The sequence below is a fragment of the Bradyrhizobium arachidis genome (assembly GCF_015291705.1).
In the GTDB taxonomy this organism is placed as follows: domain Bacteria; phylum Pseudomonadota; class Alphaproteobacteria; order Rhizobiales; family Xanthobacteraceae; genus Bradyrhizobium; species Bradyrhizobium arachidis.
On sequence record NZ_CP030050.1, the window covers coordinates 2,927,980 to 2,948,384 of the forward strand.

Sequence of the window (20,405 nt, forward strand, 5' to 3'; positions counted from 1 at the left end):
GGTTTGCGGCCGTCGTCAAGCCGGCGGCCGCCAGACGATGTCGCGCACCGATATCTGCTTCGGCACCACGCCGAGCCTCGTCAGGCGATCGGCCGTCTTCTGTTGCTGAGACAGGATCGCGTCGCTGAGCGGGACCACGTCGAAGCTGGCGCGCGCGTTGACCTCCGCGAGGACTTTTGGATTGATCCCCGTCGCCTGTGAAAGTGCGGCTTTCACCTCGTCGAGATGGGCCTTTGCCCATGCGCCCGCCTCGGCAGAACCGTCGATGAGATCGCGAACGAGTTCGGGATGGCTATTCGCGAACGTGGAATTTGCCAGGAGGAAGCTGGCATTGTCGGGGAGGATGTCGCCGCTGTAAGTGAGGACCCGCGTTTCCGAACGGGCTTGCGCAAGGGCGAAATAGGGATCCCACACGACCCAGGCGTCGATGCTGCCATTCTCGAAGGCGAGGGCGGCGTCGGCGGCACCCAGGCTGACGGAGGTGATGTCGGCAATCGACAGCCCGTTCTGCTCCAGCGCGGCGGCGATGAGGTTGTGCGAGCTCGAGCCCTTGGCGTAGCCGACCTTCTTGCCCTTCAGGTCGGCAATGGACCGGATCGGCGAGCTGCCCTTGACCAAGATGCCCTCGCTCTTCGGTCCCGAGGGCTGCCCTGCGAGGTAGACGATCTGTCCTCCGGAGGCCTGCACGAAGATGCAGCCGACATTTCCGGCATTGCCGAAGCTGACATTGCCGATATCCATGGCCTGCAGCAGATTCAGCCCCGAAGTGAATTCGACCCAGTTGACCGCGATGCCTCGTTTCTCGAAACGCCGTTCGAAGATCTTGAGGAGGCGCGCGACCAGCGGGATTCCAGTCTTCTGGAATCCGAGCGTCAGGGTTTCGATCGATCCGCTGCGAGCTGGCTGTGCGCCGACCACAATGCCCGACGCGGTCAATCCGGAAACGAAGAGGCGGCGGCTGATCATGGTCGGGACCATTCCTTGTAGACGATAGCCGAGCCATCGGCATTTCGATCATCGCCGCAGGCATGACGATGCGATCCACAGCAGACGTCAAGCCGATGCCCGATGCCATTCCAAAATCCGGCTGCACAGGGCAACAAACCTCTACCGCCGCGACCGGTGCCGCGCGAATGGAAACGGAGGCAGCCGCGCGGTCGACGACGGTTTCCCTGGCGGACATCGTGAAGATCGACTAACAGGCGTCCATAGGGGGATCACGGGACAGGCTGCCATGCTCGACGGTTTCCAGCGCTACGATGTCCAGACCGAAGATGCGACGATCGTTTCGTTCATCGGCGGGAGCGGTCCTCCACTGCTTCTGCTCCACGGCTATCCGCAGACCCACATCGCCTGGCGTCACATCGCTCCCGTTCTGGCGCGCGACTACGCCGTCGTCGCGACGGACCTGCGAGGTTATGGCGACGGTCGCGGGCCGCAGCAGGCCGACGCATCGGCCTATTCCAAGCGCACGATGGCGCGCGATCAGCTCGCCGTGATGAAGCAGTTCGGGTTCGACCGCTTCGCCGTCATCGGGCACGACCGTGGTGCGCGCGTCGGATACCGTATGGCGTTGGATCACCCCGAAGTCGTCCGAGCCTATGTGTCCCTGACCGTCATTCCCACCAGCGAGATGTGGGCGCGCGCCGGCAAGGATTTCGCGCTCGGGGCCTATCACTGGCTGTTGTTCGCTCAGCCCTATGACTTGCCGGAACGGCTGTTGAGCGGCGATCCCGACTTCTTCCTGGACTGGACGCTGCAAAGAATGGCCAGGGATGCGGGCGCCGTGTCGGACGACGCCCGTGCTGCCTATCGCGAGGCATTTCGTCGACCCGAGGTGCGGCACGCGATGATGCAGGATTATCGGGCCGGCGCGACCATAGACCATGAGCATGATCTCGCTGACCGCGCTGCCGGAAGGGTCCTTGATTGCCCGGTGCTCGTGCTGTGGGAAGAGGGCCGGTTGAGCGATACCAATACAACGCTTCAGATCTGGAAGAACTGGGCCAGCGACGTTGACGGCTGGGCCATTCCCGGCGGCCATCTTCAGCCGGAAGAACAGTCTGAAGCCGTGCTGGATGCGGTCCGTCCGTTTCTCGCACGCAAGAGGCTTGGCTAATTGAGATCAGGAAGCTCTGATCACCCACCGAGCCAGGCGTCGGAAAAGTCGCCCGCGGTCAGGTCGACGCTGTTGTAGAGGTCGTGGACACGAGCGTTGCTGACGACGGTCGTGTTCAGCGCCACCAGCGGCAACGCCGGCAGGTCGTCGCTGGTGATCTTCTGAATCTGGCGGAATTGATCGGCGCGTCGGGCTTCGTCGCGCTCGGTGCTGGCTTGCCGGAACAGCTCATCGACGGCCGGATTGTTGTAATGGGCGGCGTTGACATAGGGCAGCGGGTGCTTGATCCCGTCGGACCAGTAGATGCGTTGCACGCCGACCGTCGGGTCGAACAGCAGGCCGAGCCCGTTCAGGTTGATGTCGAAATCCCGGTCGTTATAGACCCGCTTGATGAAGGTTCCCAAATCGCCGTCCAGGATATCGACCCGGATGCCGGCGCGGCCGAGAGCAGATCGCAGATAGCCGGCAGTCGCCTTGAACGCCGCCCCGGGGATGAAAGTCAGCTTCAGCGCAAACCGGATGCCGCCGCTGCCGCGTTTCAACCCGGCGTCATCGAGAAGGCGGTTGGCCTCGTTGAGATCAAAGGGATGGTTGAAGCTGGTCGGGTCGAAATAGGCCGGCAGCACCTCGGGAATCGGCGAACGGATCTCGCTGGCATAGCCATAATAGATCCACTGACGGATGAAATCGCGGTCGATTGATCGCGCGATTGCATGCCGCACGGCGCGCTGACCGAGATACTGGTTGTCGAGGCTGAACTCCAGCACTGCGGCGTTGTTGAGATAGGCGTCTCGCTGTGACGATACGATGAGCTTTCCGCTCTCGGTCAGTCGTTTCACGTCGGCGAGCGAGATGCTGGCGCTGGTGTCGGCCTCTCCGGTTTCAAGCGCCGTGGAGGCTGCGGCCGGATCGCCAACGAATTTGACGACGACGCGGTCCAGATAAGGGCGGTCGGGCCGCCAATAGTTTGGATTGCGGCGCAGGCTGACATGGCTGCCGCGCTTCCACTCGTCGAAAATGAACGGTCCGGTCCCGATCGGTGCGTTGTTGTTGGGGCTGCCGTCGAGATTGTCGGCCTGATAGGCGTGACGCGGGATGATCGGGGATTCCGCCGCCGAGAGCGCCTTGAGGAAATAGGGCGTCGGTTTCGACAGCTTGACCACGGCGGTCAGGGCATCCGGCGTCTCGACACGATCGAGATTGGCGAAGCTGATCCGGCCGCGCGGCCCGACCTTTTGCAGGGCTTGCAGCGAGAACTGGACGTCCGCGGAGGTGAAATCGACGCCGTCGTGCCATTTGACGCCGGGACGTAGAGTGAAGGAGTATTCAAGCCCGTCCGCGCTCGCGTTCCAGGCCGTCGCCAGCAGGGGGCGCGGCGTGAAGTCGGCGTCGTAAGTCAGCAGGCCTTCGGTGACCTTGGTGCTGATATTGCGGGTCTGCGTGTTGGTGTCGAGCAAGGGTACGAGCGTGCGCGGCTCTCCTTGCGTGATCACGGTCAGCGTTCCGCCGCGCCGTGCCTCGGCGCGCGCGGGGGAACCGGCGAACGGCAGCGCGATCGCGCCGGCGCCGGCCTTCAGAACGCGCCGGCGATCAATGAGCCCGCGAACGTCATCGTTAGTCGTCGTCACCATCTGGCAAACCTTCTGTCATCGCGCGCTGAACTTCGGCAATGCAGAAGGAAGCTATTGCGCAGCGGCACGCCCGGTCAATTTTGTATTTCCTCGCGTCCGGAGATGAAGTTCTGCGGAGAGGGGTTGATCGCAGGCAAGATCAACCTCGACGCCTCGACGCCCCCGGGGAAGCTCGATGACAAAGGTCCCGAGCTTGGACAGGCCGGTCATCGCGCGGGCGCGAAACGCTCGGGAACAGACCGTGCGCGGCGAACTCGCCGACGGATGAGCGCGAGCTCGGTTGCTCGCGCTGAAGGAGAGCCGGCGCCAGATGCGCCCCGTCGCCCTTGCGGCCGAGCGCGATCGCGATTTCGACATCGAACCCCTCGGGGACGCCGAGGACGGCGCGCGCCTTGTCGACGTCGATCCCGCTCATGCCGTGAGCCGCCAAGCCGCCGATCGCGGCCTGATTGGCGAAATTGGCCCATGCGGCACCCGCATCGAACGAATGGGTTCGCGAAAATTGCGCTTCGGTCTTGCCCGGCGGCGTGAATTCCCTCCGGGACAGCAGATAGATCAACGCCGCTGCATGCTGGGCCCATCCGCGATTGAATTCGATCAAGGGAGTGAGAAAGGCATCGAATTCCGCATCGCCTCGCAGGGCGTAGAGAAAGTGCCATGGCTGAGAGTTGTAGGCAGAGGGGGCCCATCTGGCGGCTTCGAACAATGTGCGCAGCTCGCCTTCCGATATCTGCTCCTGGGAAAATCCTCTGGGGGACCAACGATCGATGAAGATGCGCTCGGCGGGGTGGTCAGCGACACGACTCGTTTGCAGCGATGCTTGGACTGTCACGGTAACTTTCTCGAAACATTTGGAGCATGGGAGACGATCGCAAATATCACGGTCCATGCGATGCGGGACACATCAGACTCACGAAGGAGTCCAATTTGGCAGGATCGCTGCGACTACGGCGAATTCTTCAGAACGACATTTTCCATTTGGCCGCATGCAGAACAATTTCTTGCAAGCGTGCTGAGGCGCGCCTCGACAGGGTCGGCCTTGGTTGGCGGTATTGCGTTAGGAGCGGAGCTTCATGGGAAGAAGCACGCCACGGCGTGTCCTGTCGCAACAGTCTCCAGGGCCGGGGTTTCCCCTCGGCAACGTTCTCGCGCGAGCGGACATCGTGCCTGGAAGGCGCAGCCGGCCGGCAATGCGTAGGGGCTGGGAACGTCGCCCTGCACCGGTCGCGGCTCGGGGCTCGCCTTGCGGGTCTCGATGCGGGGCACGGCGTCGAGCAGTGCGCGGGTGTAGGGATGTGCGGGCCGCGCGAACAGGTCGCCGCGCGGCGCGACCTCGACGATGCGTCCCAGATACATCACCGCGACCCGGTCCGCGAGAAATTCCACCACGGCGAGATCGTGACTGATGAAGAGGTAGGAGACGCCGAGCTCGTCGCGCAAATCGGCGAGCAGATTGAGGATCTGCGCCTGGATCGAGACGTCGAGCGCGGACACCGGCTCGTCGCAGATGATCAGATCGGGCCTGGGCGCCAGGGCGCGGGCGATGCCGATACGCTGGCGCTGACCGCCGGAGAATTCGTGCGGATAGCGCGCCGCGGCCGCCGCCGGCAATCCGACGAGGTCGAGCAGCTCGAGGACCCTGGCCCTGATCGCCTTGCGATCACCGAACCGATGAACCCGGAGAGGATCAGCGATGATGTCGCCGACGCGCTGGCGCGGGTTCAGCGACCCGAACGGATCCTGAAAGATCATCTGCACGGCACGCCGGTACGGCAACCGCGCCGAACGGCGAAGCGGCACCAGATCGACGCCCTCGAGCTTGACCGCCCCGCTGCTCGGCGGGACGATGCCCATGATGGCGCGGCCGAGCGTCGATTTCCCGCAGCCGGATTCGCCGACCAGCGCCAGCGTTTCACCGGGCGCAACCGTCAGCGAGACGTCGTTGACCGCCTGCAATCGACCACGAGGCGTGGCGAAGGCAACCGACAGGTGCTCGATCGCGAGCAGATCAGTTGCTCTCGTAGGCGACTTCTGCAGCACCGGAGACATCCTTGGAGTGCACGCCGCGCCTCTCGTCGGCAACGACGTGACAGGACAGCGTGAGCGATTCGAAATGGATCGGTAACGGGCGTGAGACCCGGCACCGCGATTCGGCGGACGGGCAACGAGGCGCAAACGCGCAGCCGTCCGGCCAGGCGCCGAGCGCCGGCACCGCCCCCTGAATGGCGGCAAGACGGTTTTGGCGGTTGCTCTCGCGGCCGAGGCGGGGGCGGACTGCAAGCAGGCCTCGCGTGTAAGGATGCGTCGGCGCGGTGATGAGCGTATCGACCGGCTGCTCTTCGACCTTGCGGCCGGCATACATCACCAGGACCCGGTCGGCCATGTTGGCGACAACGCCAAGATCATGGGTGATGAGAATGAGCGCCATCTGCCGCTCGCGCTGGATCTCCAGCAGCAGATCGAGGATCTGGGCCTGGATGGTGACATCAAGCGCGGTGGTGGGTTCGTCTGCGATCAGCAGCCGCGGATCGCAGGCGAGCGCCATCGCGATCATGGCGCGCTGGCGCAAACCTCCGGAGAGCTGGTGCGGATAGTCGTGCACGCGCCGGTGCGGATCGGGCACGTGGGTCAATGCCAGAAGTTCGACGGCGCGCTTCTCCGCGGCTGCGAACGAGATGGAGGAATGGCTGGTCAGCACCTCGGCAATCTGCAATCCGATCGGCAGGACCGGGTTGAACGCTGCCATCGCATCCTGGAAGATGAATCCGATGCGATTGCCGCGGATACGACGCAGCTCCTTGTCGGGAAGTGCGATGAGGTCCGCGCCGTCGAAAAGTGCCCTTCCGCGAACCTCCCAGTCCCGCCTCGGCAGCAGGCCGAGCAGGGACAGCATGCTGATGCTCTTGCCGCAACCGGACTCGCCGACGATCGCCAGGGTCTCGCCGCGCGCAATCGCGAAGGAAAGGTCGGCGACCGCGGGCAGGAGCGTCCGTCCACGCCGCAGCGTGATGTCCAGATTTGCGACCTCGAGCAGATGGGAAGGCGTGGTCACCGTCGTAGCCTCGGGTTGAGCGCATGGTTGAGCGCATCGCCGAGAAGGTTCAGCGCCAGCACCGTGATCATGATCGCGAGGCCCGGGATCGCGGTCTGGTACCAAGCCGTGCGCAAGGCATCACGTCCGGCGCCGATCATCGTGCCCCAGCTCACATGGTTAGGATCGCCCAGACCGAGGAAGGAGAGGCCGGCTTCGGACAGGATCGCGGTCGCCACCAGGATGGAGGCCGCGACGATGACCGGGGTCAGTGCGTTGGGGACGACGTGAAACAGCACGATCCGCCAATCCGACATGCCCATGCCGATCAGCGCCTGGACGAAATCGCGGTTGCGCAGGGCGAGCACCTCCGCGCGCGTCAACCGCGCGATGCCGGGCCAGGCGGTGATCCCGAGGGCCAGGATGATGGTGTAGATCGACGGGTTGAGAACCGCGACCATGACGATGGCAAGCAGGAAAGCCGGCATGGTCTGGAACAGCTCAGTGATCCGCATGATCAGGTCATCCATCCACCCGCCGTAGTAACCGGCGACAGCGCCCAGGCTGACACCGATCGCCAGGGCGATCGCGGCAGCGACGGCTCCGACCATCAGCGAGACGGAGGCACCGTGAAACAGGCCGGCGGTCAGGTCACGGCCCATCAGATCGGTGCCGAGCGGAAACTCAGGATCGTTGCCCGGCCAGATGAAGGGCGAAGCAACCATGTCCGAGGGATCGCCGGGATAGAGAAAGGGGGCCAACGTCGCGGCAGCGAGGACACCGATGATCACGAGACTTCCGGCAATGCCTGCCGGCGAGGCCAGGACGGCACGGACGACGGATGTCGAGCTCATGCACCCACCTCGATGCGCGGATCGAGCCATGCGTAGAGGATGTCGACGACGAGATTGACGGCGACGACGACGAAGGAACTGAGCAGCATGATCGAGAGTAGGAGGTTGAGGTCGCGGTTGCTGACCGCTTCGAAGGCGAGCCTGCCCATGCCCGGCCAGGCGAAGACTGTTTCGACGACGACGGAGCCGCCGAGCAGGGTACCGGCCTGAAGGCCGATCATCGTCACCAGCGGCAGTAGCGCATTGCGGAAGCCGTGACGGAAGATGATGCGGCGGTCGCGCAGGCCCTTGGCCCGAGCCGTTCGTATGTAGTCCTGGCTCATGGCTTCGATCATCGAGGCCCTGGTCATCCTTGCATAGATGGCCATGAAGAACAGCGCGAGCGTCGTTGCAGGCAGGATGAGATGGTGCAGCCGGTCGATGAGCAGTGCCAAGCCTTGCAGGGGCACCTTCGTCACCTCCTGCATACCGCCGGTCGGCAGCCATTGCAGATAGACGCCGAAGAACACGATCAGCATCAGCCCGACCCAGAACAGCGGGGCGGAGTAGGCCAGCGTCGCCAGGATCGAAACGACGCTGTCGATGACGCCTCCCGGCCGCCGGGCCGCCAGCAGGCCGAGCACTGTTCCAAGAATGACCGCGATGACGAGGCTGGTCGCGGCAAGCAGCAGCGTGCCGCCCAGCCGGGCGGTGATCAGCTCTGTCACGGCAATGCCGTAGCGGTGTGAGAAGCCGAAATCGAGGGTCGCGACATTCTTCAGATAGGTCCAGAGCTGGAGCAGAATCGGCAGGTCGAGGCCAAAGGCCTTGCGCAGCTCCTGGACATAGCCCGCATCCGCCGCAGCTCCACCCTGTTCACTGGCGACCACATCGGCGAGATCGCCCGGAGCCAGTTGCAGCAGGAAGAAGTTGAAGGCGATGATTCCCAGAATCAGCGGGATTGCGAGCAAGACTCGGCGCGCGACATATCGCAACAGCGATCGAGATTGGCCAGCAGAGCTCATTCGGGAGCGAAATAGACGTTGGCGAAATTGTCGGCGCGCTGGTTGGGAGTGTTGGTCAGGCCGTGCAGACGCTTGTCGTAGACCGAGAACCAGTCGATCTCGAACAGCGGGATCAGCGGCAGATCACGCTGCACGATGCGTTGCAGCGTATTGTAGTCCTCGACGCGCTTCTGCGGTTCGATCTGGGTCTGGGCGTCTTCGACCGCTGCGTCGAGCTCGTCGTTCTGGTAGCCGGAGACGACGACCCAGGAGGTGCCGGGCATGCGGGCCTTCGACCAGAAACGCGTCTCGATTCCCATTTGCGGATCGGCACCGGCGTTGCCCCAGGAGCTGATCAGGTCGAAATTGTAATCGGTGAAGACGCTCTTCAGCCAGGTCGTCAGATCCTGGCTACCGAGAGTGACGTCGATGCCGACGCGGCGCAGCGACTGGCGGACGAACTCGCCCGTACGGCGGTAGTCGTCGCCGTATGGAATGAAATCATGCGTCAACTTGAAGCGCCAACCGCCTTCCTTGCGCGGAAAGCCCGCCTCGTCGAGAAGCTGTTCGGCTCTTTTGGGATCGAACGGGTATTGCTGCAAACCCTCGCCGAGATGGAACGGCTTGAGCGCCGAGGGGATCGGGCTGTCGGCGACCTTGCCGTAGCCGCCCCACACCGTCTTCAGCAGCAGGCCGCGGTCGATCGCATGGGCAATCGCCTGGCGCACTTTGGTATGCTGCAGATACTGGTTCTTGTGATTCGGCTCGAGCCAAAACCAGGTCGGCGAAAATTCGTAGCCACGCGTATCGACGACGAAACGGCCGTCCTTTTTCAACCGTTCGGCATCGGCGAAGGTGATCGGATGTTGCTGGCCGAATTGCACGGCACCGGTCTCGAACGCGGCGGCGCGGCCGGCAGCGTCCGGGATGATCTTGAAGACGACACGGTCGAGATAGGGTTTGCCGGCGTCCCAATAGTTGGGATTGCGGTCCAGCGCGATATGGCTTCCGCGCACGTATTCCTTGAACACGAAAGGGCCCGTCCCGATCGGCTTGGCATTCCATGGATTGGATCGGATATCCGTTCCTTCATAAAGATGCTTGGGCAGCAGCCATAATGCCTGAGCGTTGAAGTTGCGGTAGATCACCGGCGTCGGCTTCGACAGAGTCAGGATGACCGTTTGCTCGTCCGGCGTCTCCACCTTCGACAAGGTCTGGAAAATGCGCTTTCCCGCCGAGGAGTATTTCAGCAGCCCTTCCTCGATCGAAAACTTGACGTCCGCCGAAGTGAAGGGGTGACCGTCGTGCCAAGTGACGCCCTTGCGCAGCTTGAAGGTCAGCGTCAGACCGTCCTTTGAGAAGTCCCAGCTTTCTGCGAGCTGGGGCTTGATGCTGCCGTCCAGTGCGTAGTCGACGAGACCGTCGTTGATCTTGGTTGCGACCAGCACGATCGGCGTGGCCGTGTTCAGGAGCGGCGAGAGAATCGGAGGCTCCGGATGGACGATCGAATTGAGCGTGCCGCCACGGATTGGCGTCTCCTTCTCCTCCGCTGAAGTCGGACCCGACGTCGCCAGCACCGCGGCGAGCGTCAACACGCTCATCATCCTGATCATCTAACGCTCTCTCGAATTGCTTACGCTGCCGCGCTTGGATTTGCGCACTGCGCGATAGCGAGAAGGTTACGTGTCGCTATCGGAGACCGTCAAGGAAACGGTCTTTCAAATGAAGTGCAAGCCTGGCTGCACTATGCTTTCGCGAGCACTGGCAGTAGCTATTTCATTTTTCGCTCTGGTCGCGAGCTTGGACAAAGCTGCGACACCCTTTCCTCAAGCCCGAATAAAGGCGCTTGCAAGCGTGCTCTGCAGGCCGTCCGCGTTGATGGTGTGATCGTGCACGCGTTTGTTGTAGACGGTGAAGACCTGCTGGGCGACCAGATCGAGGCCCGGGAGCTCACGGGCGAGGATGCGCTGGACCTCGGCATAGATTTCGATTCGCTTCGCATCGTCGACTTCCAGCGCGCCGGCGTCGAGCAGCCGGTCAACTTCGTCGTTTTGATAATGCGCTCCATTGGAGAATGGCACGCCGGGCTTGAAGCTCTTCGACGAATAGTAGGTTTGCAGGCGTGAGGGGTCGGTCCCGTTGATGAGCCATGCATAGGCAAAGTCGAAGTCGCGATCGGTGTAGACGCGCTTGACATAGGTGCCGAATTCCTGCGCGCGGACGGTCACGGCAATACCGACCTTGCCGAGCGCCTGGCGGATATAGGCGGCCACGTTGCGGAAGCTTTCAGTCGAGGGCAGTGGATCGAGCGTCAGGCCGAAGCGCACGCCATTGCCGGTGCGCGGAAGGCCGGCTTCGTCGAGCAGCCGCTCGGCCGCCGCGGGATCGAAGCGATAAACGGGAACGTCGCGTGCGGCATAGCGACCCAGCGACTTCGTGATCGGGCTGGTGGCGATCGTGCCATATCCACGCCATCCCAGCTGCAATACCGCGTCACGATCGATCGCATGCGCAATGGCCTGGCGGACCGGGAGCTGCTTCAGATACTGATTGTCGAGATTGAAGATGAGCGTGGTCCAGTCGCCCGCGGCCTCGTATCCGCGCGTTTCGATGCCGATCTGCGGAAACGTTTTGAAGCGTTCCAGGTCGGCGAGCGGGATTGGGGTATTGTAGCCAATATCGGCTTCGCCGGTCTCGAGCGCAATCGCGATCGCCGCCATGTCCGGCACGATGCGCACGACGATGCCGTCGAGATAAGGTTTGGGCTGATCCCAATAGGCGGGATTCCGCTCCAGCCGGATAAAACTGCCGTGAACCCATTCTTTGAAGAGAAACGGCCCGGTGCCGATTGGCCTGGCATTGATCGGGTTGTTAAAATAGTCCGTGCCGTCATAGAGATGTTTGGGAACGATGGCTGTCTCCGTCCCCGAGAAGGCCGTGAGCAGCGCGGGACTGGCCTGCGACAGTACGACCGTCACGGTGTGCGGGGCGGGCGTACGAATTTCGGTCAGGTTCCGGAAGTTGCCACGGCCCGTCGGATGAATCTCCGCAGCCAGTCGGATCGAGAAGGCGACGTCCTCGGAGGTGAAGTCCCGTCCGTCATGCCATTTCACGCCCTGGCGCAATGTGAAGGTGAATTCACGCTTGTCCGGGCTGATTTGCCAGGCCGTCGCCAGATGCGGCTGCGGATTGAGGGCAAAATCGTAAGTGAGCAGGCCTTCGATGATCTTGCCGCTGATGAGCTTCGATGGACCGGACGCGTTACCCGCCGATATCACCGCGGGCGGATCCTGGCGAAGCAAGATCTTCAGCGTGCCCCCACGTTGCGGCCCCTCCGCCTGAGCAAACGCAGTCGGCGCGCCGAACGCCCCCTTGGAAAAAGCCGCCGCGGCGACTGCGCCGCCGATGAATGGCCGGCGTCCGATACCGGAAGGCCGCGATCCCGTCATTCTCCATCTTCCTGACACCCGCAGCATTCTTCCGACGGGTTACTCGCATTGTCACTCAGTCTCGCAAAGCGTGGAGGACAGCGAAGGCGGTGTCAACGGAGCGACTGCAATAAGAGTAACACTGCTGCAAAATGCAAATGAGACGAGCGTTAAGTTCGCAGAATCAACTGCGCGCGATGAATTCGTTTTCTCGCGATGAGAGACTCGCAATTCTACACTGCGATGAGGCGAGTGCAGGGCGCATCGTTGTCTTAGCTCGTTTACGGCGATCAGCGATGCGAGAACATCGTCCCATTTCTGGCGGGACAAAGCCTGCGAAAGGATGCCACCGCACTTGGCATCTACTGACGACGTATTTTTTGCGGGCGCCGCCAACTTTGGTTTAGCGTTTCATTGTGCAGAGCCGAATTCATCCGCATGATTGCCGCTCTCTCTTTTCAAGAAATACACGGCAGGCTCAATCATGAATTCGTCGACCTTCGTTCCCAATGCTCGCGCTCTCGTTCGCAAGTTGACGCTCGCGTGCGCCGTTCTTGGATGCGCCGCGACCGGGGCGCTTGCGGCTTCGCTCTCGGTCGGCGTCGCGACAATGCCGACGAACGGGGCTCTCGACATCGTCGTCGCCAAGGCGAAGGAGCAGGGGCTCGACGTCAAGATCATCGAGTTCAGCGACTGGTCCACGCCCAACATCGCCGTCTCCAATGGCGATCTCGATCTGAACTACTTTCAGCATCTCCCGTTTCTCGAAGATTCGATTCAGAAGGCAGGCTACAAGCTCGTCCCGGTCGGCCTCGGCTACTCCACAACGAACGGCATCTATTCCAAGAAGATCAAGAGCCTCGGCGAATTGAAGGATGGCGCGACGATTGCCATCGCCAACGACGTCATCAATACGGGCCGTGCCTTGTCACTTCTGCAGGAGGCCGGTCAGCTCAAGCTCAAGCTCAAGCCTGATGTCGGCTATCGCGCCACCATCGCGGACATCGTGGAGAACCCCAAGAAACTGAAAATCGTGCAGGTCGATGGTCCGCAGATCTCCCGCGCGCTGGACGATGTCGACGTGGCCGTGACCTATCCCGCCTTCGCCAAGCTGGGCGGTCTCGACCCCAACACCCCGATTGTCCTGGAGAAGCCGAACGATCTCTATGCGCTGCGTTTCGTCGCCCGTCCCGACCGCGCCGGGGATCCGCGGATCGCGCAGTTCATCCGGATCTACCAGACGACCCCCGAGGTCAAGCAGATCCTGAAGGAGTATTATGGCAACGTCATTTCGTTCCCGTGGGAGAACGAGCAGGCGCCGGTCTCGGCTGCAGCGACCCGCTAATCGAGACAAAGCCGCCGCATCGCTCAGCAATGCGGCGGCGGGTTCGTTCATGGCCGCGGGCATCAAGGCGCGATGGTCGGCTGCGTGTTCGGGGTAATCTCGGACACCGGCTCGGCCCGCTCTAGCAGAGGTTCGGTGTTGAGCGCGAGTATCTCGCCCAGCCACATCGCATGGGTCACGTGGTCGTATCGCGGTTGTCCCGTGTCGGGATGGATAAGTACGGCGAGGCCGCGCCGGTTGATCATGAGCCAGGGCACAAATCGCGGAAATTCGGCGACCGCGAACGCCACCTGATACATCGGCCTGGTATGCGGTCCGACCAGCCGGTCATGCCAGCGCCCGAGCAGGACTCGGAAGCGCTGGGCAATCTCCTCGCGCAGGGTCTCGGCGGCGTGGCGCTGCTCGGGGCCATCAAAATAGATATGGGCGTGGTAGCTCTTGATCGTATCGAGTGGCTGAACTGTCATAGACTTCGCCTAACTCGGCAATCCCTGGTCCATCGCGAACGCTGGAGCATCGCCGCTGGTCGATCCCACTACAATTGAAGGGACGCCGATAACCGTGGACCGCGCCGCGATCGAGTTTATCACCAGGCTTCCGGCCCCCACCTTCGCGGCGGCACCCACTTCGATGTCGCCCAGGATGGTTGCGCCGGCGGCAAGGAGCACGCCCTCGCGGATATGCGCGTGTCGCCGGCCGGCGCGTTTGCCGGTGCCGCCGATCGTGACCTCGTGGAGCATCGAGATGTTGTTCTCGAGCACGGCTGTTTCCCCGATCACCACGCCGAAGCCATGGTCGATGAAGATGCCCGTTCCGATCGAGGCCGCCGGATGAATATCGATCGAAAACCGTCTTGATGCGATGCTCTGGAACAGCAGCGCCATGTCGCGCTTGCCGCGGGCCCAGAGATGGTGCGCTGCGCGATAGATCTGGAGCGCGCGAAATCCCGGATAGAACAGAAACGGTCTCAACGCTCCGTCGGCAGCGGGATCGCGCTCGACAATGGCGGCGAGATCGAGCGCGGCGGCCAGAGCGATATCGTCGTCCTCCTCGACAATGCGCGCAATTGTGCTCGACAGGAAGGATGGCGGCAAAAGTGGATCGGCGAGGCTGCCGACGATGCAAGCCGTCAAAGCGTCTTCGAAACGGACATGCGCGCAGACATGCTTGTCCACGAGCACCGAGAGTGCGTGCTCGGTGCGAGCCAGTTCGGCCGCCTCGCTCTGCAGGGACTGCCAGATCGCGTGAATCGTGGCTGAGTTATTGTCAACAGCACGCAGGCGATGATGCAATTGCGCCTCCCGGAGGTGTCTTTTCACGTGTAGGGCGGGTCCGGAGTGATCGTCCCGTTGATCGCGAAGTTGCCGACCTCCCGCGCCTTGTAGGCGACCGGATCGTGAGAGGCGAGCGTTATCCAATGCACGCTATGGCGCGTTCATCCTGAGGGTCAATTTTCTATTTTGAACATGCGGGAGGCAAAAATTCGAAACAGTCGCGACCCAGAAGAATGCCGTGCTGGACGACATGCGCACGCCAGTGCTCTGCCCTAAATTGGTGCAGAAGTGGCGTCCAGTGCTGGGGCCGGACGCCTCCTGATCGCATTGCGCTCGGGCGGTGCCAGCTCTTGCTGTGGTAGACCTATACGCCGTCTCGCGATGCAATCACCGCGTTCGCCATCTCGACGAAGCCGGCACCACCTGGTCCGTCCGTGATCCAGGCGGGAGGTGTCGGAATGTCGCTGAGGTAGCGCACCACTGTGCTGACGCCCACAGTATGGCGGAAGAAGTCGAACATCGGTGCATCGTTGGTGGAATCCCCGATATAGAGGACGTCATCGCGCTCACGGGTGATGTCGATGCCGTAGACCTCTGCCAGCACGCGTCTGGTCATCGAGAGCTTGTCGTAACCTCCAAGCCAACCGAGCACCCAGAGATTGTTCACGGCGACGTCGGCGCCGGCGTCGCGCAAGGCGGTGACGATGGCCGCGCGCATGGTCGAACTGTCGGGTTGGACGAATGCAACGCTTGTCAGGCGAAACGGCTGGTCTTCCGCAAGGGCCGCGCCCGAAACGGCTGCGCGAACCTGCCTGCTGATTTCGGTGAGCCGATCCGCAACCGATTTCCGGTGCTCCGCCGGATGCCAGAAGCTGCGCGCCAGCCCTTCGCCACGATCGCGGCGCCGGAAGAAGAATCCTCCGTTTTCGCCGATAACGCCGTCGACGGGCCACATCCGAGCCATTTGATCGCACCAGCCCGCGGGAGCGGCGGTGACGGGAATGACGCGCACTCCGGCCTGTTGCAGCCGCTCGAGTGCCGAATAGGTTTGGGCCGCAAGGCGTCCCCCGAAGGTGAGAGTCTCGTCCATATCGGTCAGGACAAAACGAACGCTGCGAAATGCTGAAAGGTCTGCTTTGGAAAGTAGTTGCATGGAACCCGGAACGAGAGAAGGAAGTTCTTTGGTTTCACCACGGAGTCGGTCACTGCGGCTCCCGGGTTTGCGGTCGGGCTCGAGAGCGCGGATATCCGGTCTAATCCCGAGCGATGGGACAACTCTCGTCCTTCGCCCAGTCGGCGAAGCTGAGATAATAAGCTCGGACATTGTCATATCCGGCCCGCGCTGCGGCCGCGGCAGCGAGGGCGGCGCGGCCGCCGCCATCGCAATGGGTGACCACATGATCACCGGGCTGAAAGCCCGCCTCAGCCAGAAGACCGCGAAGTTCGTCCGCATGCCTCAGGCGACTGTTGTCGAGCAGGCTCGCATGCGAAAGGAGCTGCGCGCCGGGCAGATGGCCGCCGCGCGTATTACGGCGAAGATCCGTGCCGGCGAATTCATCTGGGGTTCGGGCGTCCAAAATCCGGACGTCATCCAGCTGGGCTTTGAGAGCTTGTCGATCGACGAGCCCGACCGACCCTGACCCTGGACGGGCCCGAAAGGTCGTCGGAACCGACGGTTCGATCGCCGGCGTCAGCAGGTCTTCCCGCTCCCGGATCCCGGGCCATCCGCCGTTCAGGATCAGTGCGTCGGCTCCGAAATATTGCAGGATGAACCAGACGCGTGCGGCCTCCGTCATGCGTCCATCATCGTAGACAATGGCGGGCTGGCGAGCGTTGACGCCGAGCGCCGCAATCGCGCGCTCCCAATAAGCGACATTCTCGAAAGAGGTCTCGCCCGACCTCGCTGCGACCTCCCAAACCTCGATCGGCACCCGGACCGCTCTCGCGGGATGACCGGCCGCGAAGGCCGCAGGCTCGCGCACGTCGAGAAGACGGAATGCCTCAAGAGACGATAGTTCGGTCGCTTCGATAATGGGATCGTGCGGCATGGTACTCCTTCGGCCGATACATCAACGTTGCATGCTCCGTCGCACGATCCCGACAAGACCGCCGGATCGGCGCCGTCTCGGCTCCATTTGCCGACAATCGTCGCTACCTGGCTATTCCATAAAATGCTGAAATCGGGGATTTAATTGCCAGCAAACGGCACAGAGGTGGAACGTGCCGGCGCTCCGTCGAACGTTGAGCCGGCCCAGCGATGTCTCATGCCGTCTCACTGAAGATCCCGTTCAACACGAACTTGTAGCGCTCCGGCCGGATGAAAAAGGTCGAGTGCTCTGCACATGTGCCGTCTCTGAAATACGAGGTGCGTTCCATGGTCAATAGCGCCGCGCCTGCTTCCGTGTTCAGGGCCTTCGCAAGCTCCTTGCCAGAGATCTGCGCGCCCAGCTCCATCTTGGCCTGAATGACTGGGATGCCGGCAAGGGCCGCGACGACCGAGTAGGTCGGTGTCCGTTCGACGTCTGCGCGCTTCAAGTCGGATTTGTCCGTTCGGAGATAGCTGCGGCCGACGGCGATCGGTTCGCCGTCGATCAGGTGCAGCCGCTGAAGCAGCAGGCACTCCCGGCGCGCGCTCCCGAACAGCGGCCGCAGGCCCGCGGGCGTTGCGACCACGCGAAGAGCCGTGACGCGCATGGTGGCGTTCAATCCCTGTCGGCGCAGCGTCTCATGGAAGCTGCGCAGCACGTTCAGTTCGTGTCGCACCTGCTTTCCCGCGACGAAGGTGCCCTTGCCCTTCTTCCGGTCGATCAGGCCGTCCCTGTCGAGTTCCTCGAGAGCGAGACGGACGGTGACCCGGCTGACGTCGAACCGCGTACCGATCTCGGCTTCGGAGGGTAGGCGGCCAGAAGGCTCGAACCGCCCATCGGCGATCTCCCGGCGCAGCCGGTCCGCGATCTGTTGGTAGAGAGCTGTCGCGTTTTCTCTCACGAGGGACATTCTGTTCTTATTCCGGATGAAAAGAGGGGCGGATCTTTTGTTTTCGGGGTCTGCGGGCATGCCCGGTTGCGGCGGTGCTAACTTGTATCATAATGTATTACATGCTCGCGTTACAGACCAGACCCCATGAGGCTTCAACGCCGCACGCCGCCGCTCCGGCAGCGAGCCGCGGTGCATCCTTCGTCGTCGACGGGATGCAGTTCGCATATCGGCCGGGTAAGGACATCTTCCGGAACGTTTCGTTGAAGGCGGCGCCCGGCGAGTTCGTGGCGTTGCTTGGTCCGTCGGGCTGCGGCAAGAGCACCTTGCTCAACCTGCTCTCAGGCTTCCTTGCGCCCAACGCGGGCGTCGTGACCATCGATGGCCGCGCGGTGCGGCCAGAGCTCGATGAACTTGGTTATGTGTTTCAGGCGCCGAACCTCTTTCCGTGGCTGAGCGTGCAGGAGAATGTCCGGTTCGGTCTTCGCATGGCGGGGCGGCTTGGTCGCGACGAGCAGAAACGCAAGGCGCTCCATTATCTCGATCTAGTCGACCTCGCCGATGTGGCCGACGAACTGCCGAACCGGCTCTCGGGCGGCATGCAGCAGCGCGTCGCTTTGGCTCGTGCGCTCGTGCTCGAGCCGAGGCTTCTGCTGATGGACGAGCCGTTTGCCGCGCTCGATGCGATCACGCGCGGCGCCATGAACGAGGAGCTGCTGCGGCTGTGGTCGACGCTCGGCCAGACCATTCTCTTCATCACCCATGACGTGGAGGAGGCGGTCTTTCTCGCTGATCGCGTGATCATTCTCGGCTTTCCGCCCGATGGCATCGACAGCGAAGTCGTCGTCGATCTGCCGCGGCCGCGCGAGCGGCGTCGGAGCCGCACGCTGCCCCGGTTTGCGGAGCTCTGCGACGTTCTCTTGCAGCGGATCGCCGGCGTCATGGAGTCGCGGTCGAGACGGCCCCTTGCTCCTGGAACGGAGCCAGTTCAATGATCAGATATCTGTTGTGGACGATGATCGCGATGTCCGCGGTGGGCAGTCCGTCATGGGCGCAGAGCCCGCCGACCCCGCTGCGTATCGGATGGGTTGCGGCGATGGCCAACGCGCCGGCGCTGATCGCGGACCAGAAGGGGTTTTTCGCGCAGGAAGGCCTGAAGGTCGAGCTGAAGCCGTTCGGCGATGGTCCGGTGATCCAGCAGGCGATGGCGAGCGGCGATCTCGACGTTGGCTACATCGGCGCGCCGCCGGTCTATCAGTGGTTCTCCCGTGGCCTCGACAGTCGCATCCTGGCGAAAGTCAATTACGGTCAGGCTGCAATCGTCGCCAAGGCAAGCGGGCCGATCGCAGGCCTGAGCGACCTGCGCGGCCGGAGGCTTGCCGGCGTCGCGCGCGGCAGCGGCATGGACGTGCTGCTGCGTGGTTACGTGCTGAAGGATATTGCGGCTCTCGATCCGGAAACTGACCTGTCGCTCTCGCAGCTGCCGGTCGGCAACATGAATGCTGCGCTCGACACCGGCACGGTGGATGCGGTGTTCTCCTGGGAGCCTTTCGTCAGCCAGGCGCTGCTTCGTGGCAGTAGCCGCCTTGTGTTCGACGTCAACGCAGCCATTCCAGGCTATCCATGGTACGTCGTGATGGCGCCGATCAAGACGCTCAAGGATCGTTCCGACGATCTGGTGAAGCTGTTGCGCGCGCATCGCCGGGCGATCGCCTTTCTTCGCGATCATCCTGCCGAGGCCGATCGGATCATCGCGCGCGAATTCAAGCTGGAAGCGGTGACGGCGCAGAACGGCAGGAGGCTTCCGCCTGAGGAGGTCGTGGCCGAGGCTCGCAAGCGTCTGGGCTGGGCCGATGAGCTGACGGCGTCGGACCGCGCCTTTATCCAGCGTCTAATGGACTATTCGCGCGACCTCGGCTTTCTTGCGCGGCCGCTGAAGGTCGAGCAGATCGTCGACGATGGCCCGTGGAAACGCGCGGTCGAACAGAACTGACGTCGTCGATGAGCCTGCCGAAACCATCGTGGAGTTGGGCATCGCTGCCGGCCTTGCTGCTGGTCTGGTGTATCGCCGCGAGCCGCCTGCCGCCTTACGTGCTGCCGCAGCCCTGGGAAGTGGCGAGCGAGGCGCTGCGCTGGATCCGAAGCGGTGATCTCGGCCGTCAGATCGGCGCAAGTCTCCTGCGCGAGGTCGGCGGTTTTGGAGCCGCTGTTGTCGTCGCGTTGGCAATCGGGACCGCGGGCGGACTGTCCGAGCGTTTTCGAGCCTTCGTCTCGCCGCTGGTCAGCCTATTCATGGCCATTCCGCCGATCGCATGGGCGCCGCTCTGCCTGATCTTCTTCGGACTCGGCTATCTTGCGATTGCGGTTGTCATCTTTATCGCGTCCGTGTTTCCGATGGCCGTCACCATCCAGGAGGGGGTGCTCGGCATCGTCGGTGGCCAGGTGCGCGCGGCGCGCACGCTCGGGGCGAGCCGCGCACAATTGTTGTGTCACGTCTATCTGCCGGCGTCGCTTCCATTCGTGACGGCAGCCCTGCGCATCGGCTTCAGTCAAGCCTGGCGTGCGCTCGTCGCCGCGGAGATGATCGGCGCATCGCAAGGGATCGGTTGGATGGTCGCCATGGGGGGACAGGTCGGCAATGCCGGCCAGGTGCTGCTCGGTATCGCGCTGATCGGCCTGATCGCTTGGCTGGCCGAAACGATCGTGTTTCGCCGACTAGAGCGTCACTACCAGGCCTGGCGTGCGCCCTGACCTTCTTACCGGT

Annotated in this window: 20 protein-coding genes; 6 read left to right on the forward strand and 14 right to left on the reverse strand. The window is 62.9% G+C overall.

Annotated elements, in window-relative coordinates:
* Window positions 1-15: 15 nt before the first annotated feature.
* Window positions 16-966, reverse strand: coding sequence for an aliphatic sulfonate ABC transporter substrate-binding protein (locus WN72_RS13545; RefSeq protein ID WP_167380728.1), 951 nt, complete (start codon window positions 964-966; stop codon window positions 16-18).
* Window positions 967-1,061: 95 nt separating this feature from the next.
* On the opposite strand from WN72_RS13545, the gene WN72_RS13550 reads away from it, so the two are divergent.
* Both WN72_RS13550 and WN72_RS13555 read left to right on the forward strand, forming a co-directional pair.
* Window positions 1,062-1,199 (forward strand): hypothetical protein, encoded by a 138-nt coding sequence (locus WN72_RS13550; protein WP_167380729.1) that lies wholly within the window; start codon window positions 1,062-1,064, stop codon window positions 1,197-1,199.
* A 35-nt stretch (window positions 1,200-1,234) separates the two neighbouring features.
* The gene (locus tag WN72_RS13555; protein ID WP_092214407.1) at window positions 1,235-2,119 is read left to right on the forward strand and encodes an alpha/beta fold hydrolase; all 885 of its coding nucleotides are present in this window, start codon (window positions 1,235-1,237) and stop codon (window positions 2,117-2,119) included.
* A 20-nt stretch (window positions 2,120-2,139) separates the two neighbouring features.
* Here the strand turns inward: WN72_RS13555 and WN72_RS13560 are convergent, their stop codons facing one another.
* From WN72_RS13560 to WN72_RS13595, 8 genes are all read right to left on the reverse strand, one after another.
* Window positions 2,140-3,750 carry an ABC transporter substrate-binding protein gene (locus tag WN72_RS13560; protein WP_092214409.1) on the reverse strand — a complete coding sequence of 537 codons (1,611 nt, stop codon included), beginning with the start codon at window positions 3,748-3,750 and terminating at the stop codon, window positions 2,140-2,142.
* Between the two features lie 139 nt (window positions 3,751-3,889).
* Window positions 3,890-4,582, reverse strand: coding sequence for a nitroreductase family protein (locus tag WN72_RS13565; protein WP_283807127.1), 693 nt, complete (start codon window positions 4,580-4,582; stop codon window positions 3,890-3,892).
* Between the two features lie 239 nt (window positions 4,583-4,821).
* A complete protein-coding gene (locus tag WN72_RS13570) occupies window positions 4,822-5,799 on the reverse strand; it encodes an ABC transporter ATP-binding protein (RefSeq protein WP_092214412.1) in 978 nt (325 codons plus the stop codon).
* Window positions 5,759-6,802, reverse strand: a complete 1,044-nt coding sequence (locus WN72_RS13575) for an ABC transporter ATP-binding protein (RefSeq protein ID WP_244553701.1) — start codon at window positions 6,800-6,802, stop codon at window positions 5,759-5,761. The genes WN72_RS13570 and WN72_RS13575 overlap by 41 nt, the downstream gene beginning before the upstream one ends.
* Window positions 6,799-7,635, reverse strand: coding sequence for an ABC transporter permease (locus WN72_RS13580; protein ID WP_092214414.1), 837 nt, complete (start codon window positions 7,633-7,635; stop codon window positions 6,799-6,801). The genes WN72_RS13575 and WN72_RS13580 overlap by 4 nt, the downstream gene beginning before the upstream one ends.
* On the reverse strand, window positions 7,632-8,639 hold the full coding sequence (locus tag WN72_RS13585) for an ABC transporter permease (protein ID WP_092214416.1): 1,008 nt from the start codon (window positions 8,637-8,639) through the stop codon (window positions 7,632-7,634). Before WN72_RS13585 ends, WN72_RS13580 begins: the two co-directional genes overlap by 4 nt.
* The gene (locus WN72_RS13590; RefSeq protein ID WP_208617483.1) at window positions 8,636-10,231 is read right to left on the reverse strand and encodes an ABC transporter substrate-binding protein; all 1,596 of its coding nucleotides are present in this window, start codon (window positions 10,229-10,231) and stop codon (window positions 8,636-8,638) included. The genes WN72_RS13585 and WN72_RS13590 overlap by 4 nt, the downstream gene beginning before the upstream one ends.
* 213 nt (window positions 10,232-10,444) lie before the next feature.
* Window positions 10,445-12,094 carry an ABC transporter substrate-binding protein gene (locus tag WN72_RS13595; RefSeq protein WP_208617484.1) on the reverse strand — a complete coding sequence of 550 codons (1,650 nt, stop codon included), beginning with the start codon at window positions 12,092-12,094 and terminating at the stop codon, window positions 10,445-10,447.
* A 436-nt stretch (window positions 12,095-12,530) separates the two neighbouring features.
* On the opposite strand from WN72_RS13595, the gene WN72_RS13600 reads away from it, so the two are divergent.
* Window positions 12,531-13,391 carry a MetQ/NlpA family ABC transporter substrate-binding protein gene (locus WN72_RS13600; protein ID WP_092214915.1) on the forward strand — a complete coding sequence of 287 codons (861 nt, stop codon included), beginning with the start codon at window positions 12,531-12,533 and terminating at the stop codon, window positions 13,389-13,391.
* Between the two features lie 62 nt (window positions 13,392-13,453).
* Here the strand turns inward: WN72_RS13600 and WN72_RS13605 are convergent, their stop codons facing one another.
* The 5 genes from WN72_RS13605 to WN72_RS13625 all read right to left on the reverse strand — a co-directional run bounded on the left by WN72_RS13605 (window position 13,454) and on the right by WN72_RS13625 (window position 17,662).
* On the reverse strand, window positions 13,454-13,858 hold the full coding sequence (locus WN72_RS13605) for a DOPA 4,5-dioxygenase family protein (RefSeq protein WP_092214419.1): 405 nt from the start codon (window positions 13,856-13,858) through the stop codon (window positions 13,454-13,456).
* Window positions 13,859-13,867: 9 nt separating this feature from the next.
* On the reverse strand, window positions 13,868-14,809 hold the full coding sequence (gene epsC / locus WN72_RS13610; RefSeq protein WP_208617485.1) for a serine O-acetyltransferase EpsC: 942 nt from the start codon (window positions 14,807-14,809) through the stop codon (window positions 13,868-13,870).
* 220 nt (window positions 14,810-15,029) lie between these two features.
* Entirely contained in the window at window positions 15,030-15,989 is a 960-nt protein-coding gene (locus WN72_RS13615; RefSeq protein ID WP_244553702.1) for an HAD-IIB family hydrolase, read from the reverse strand.
* On the reverse strand, window positions 15,919-16,713 hold the full coding sequence (locus WN72_RS13620) for a sulfurtransferase (protein WP_092214423.1): 795 nt from the start codon (window positions 16,711-16,713) through the stop codon (window positions 15,919-15,921). Before WN72_RS13620 ends, WN72_RS13615 begins: the two co-directional genes overlap by 71 nt.
* Before the next feature lie 214 nt (window positions 16,714-16,927).
* Entirely contained in the window at window positions 16,928-17,662 is a 735-nt protein-coding gene (locus WN72_RS13625; protein ID WP_092214425.1) for a GntR family transcriptional regulator, read from the reverse strand.
* A gap of 194 nt (window positions 17,663-17,856) precedes the next feature.
* Here WN72_RS13625 and WN72_RS13630 point away from each other — a divergent pair, with 194 nt between their 5' ends.
* Genes WN72_RS13630 through WN72_RS13640 form a run of 3 tightly spaced genes read left to right on the forward strand, consistent with a single transcriptional unit; the run spans window position 17,857 to window position 20,392 of the window.
* The gene (locus tag WN72_RS13630; RefSeq protein ID WP_092214427.1) at window positions 17,857-18,636 is read left to right on the forward strand and encodes an ABC transporter ATP-binding protein; all 780 of its coding nucleotides are present in this window, start codon (window positions 17,857-17,859) and stop codon (window positions 18,634-18,636) included.
* Window positions 18,633-19,634, forward strand: a complete 1,002-nt coding sequence (locus WN72_RS13635) for an ABC transporter substrate-binding protein (protein WP_092214429.1) — start codon at window positions 18,633-18,635, stop codon at window positions 19,632-19,634. Before WN72_RS13630 ends, WN72_RS13635 begins: the two co-directional genes overlap by 4 nt.
* A gap of 8 nt (window positions 19,635-19,642) precedes the next feature.
* Window positions 19,643-20,392, forward strand: a complete 750-nt coding sequence (locus WN72_RS13640; protein WP_092214431.1) for an ABC transporter permease — start codon at window positions 19,643-19,645, stop codon at window positions 20,390-20,392.
* Window positions 20,393-20,405: the final 13 nt, after the last annotated feature.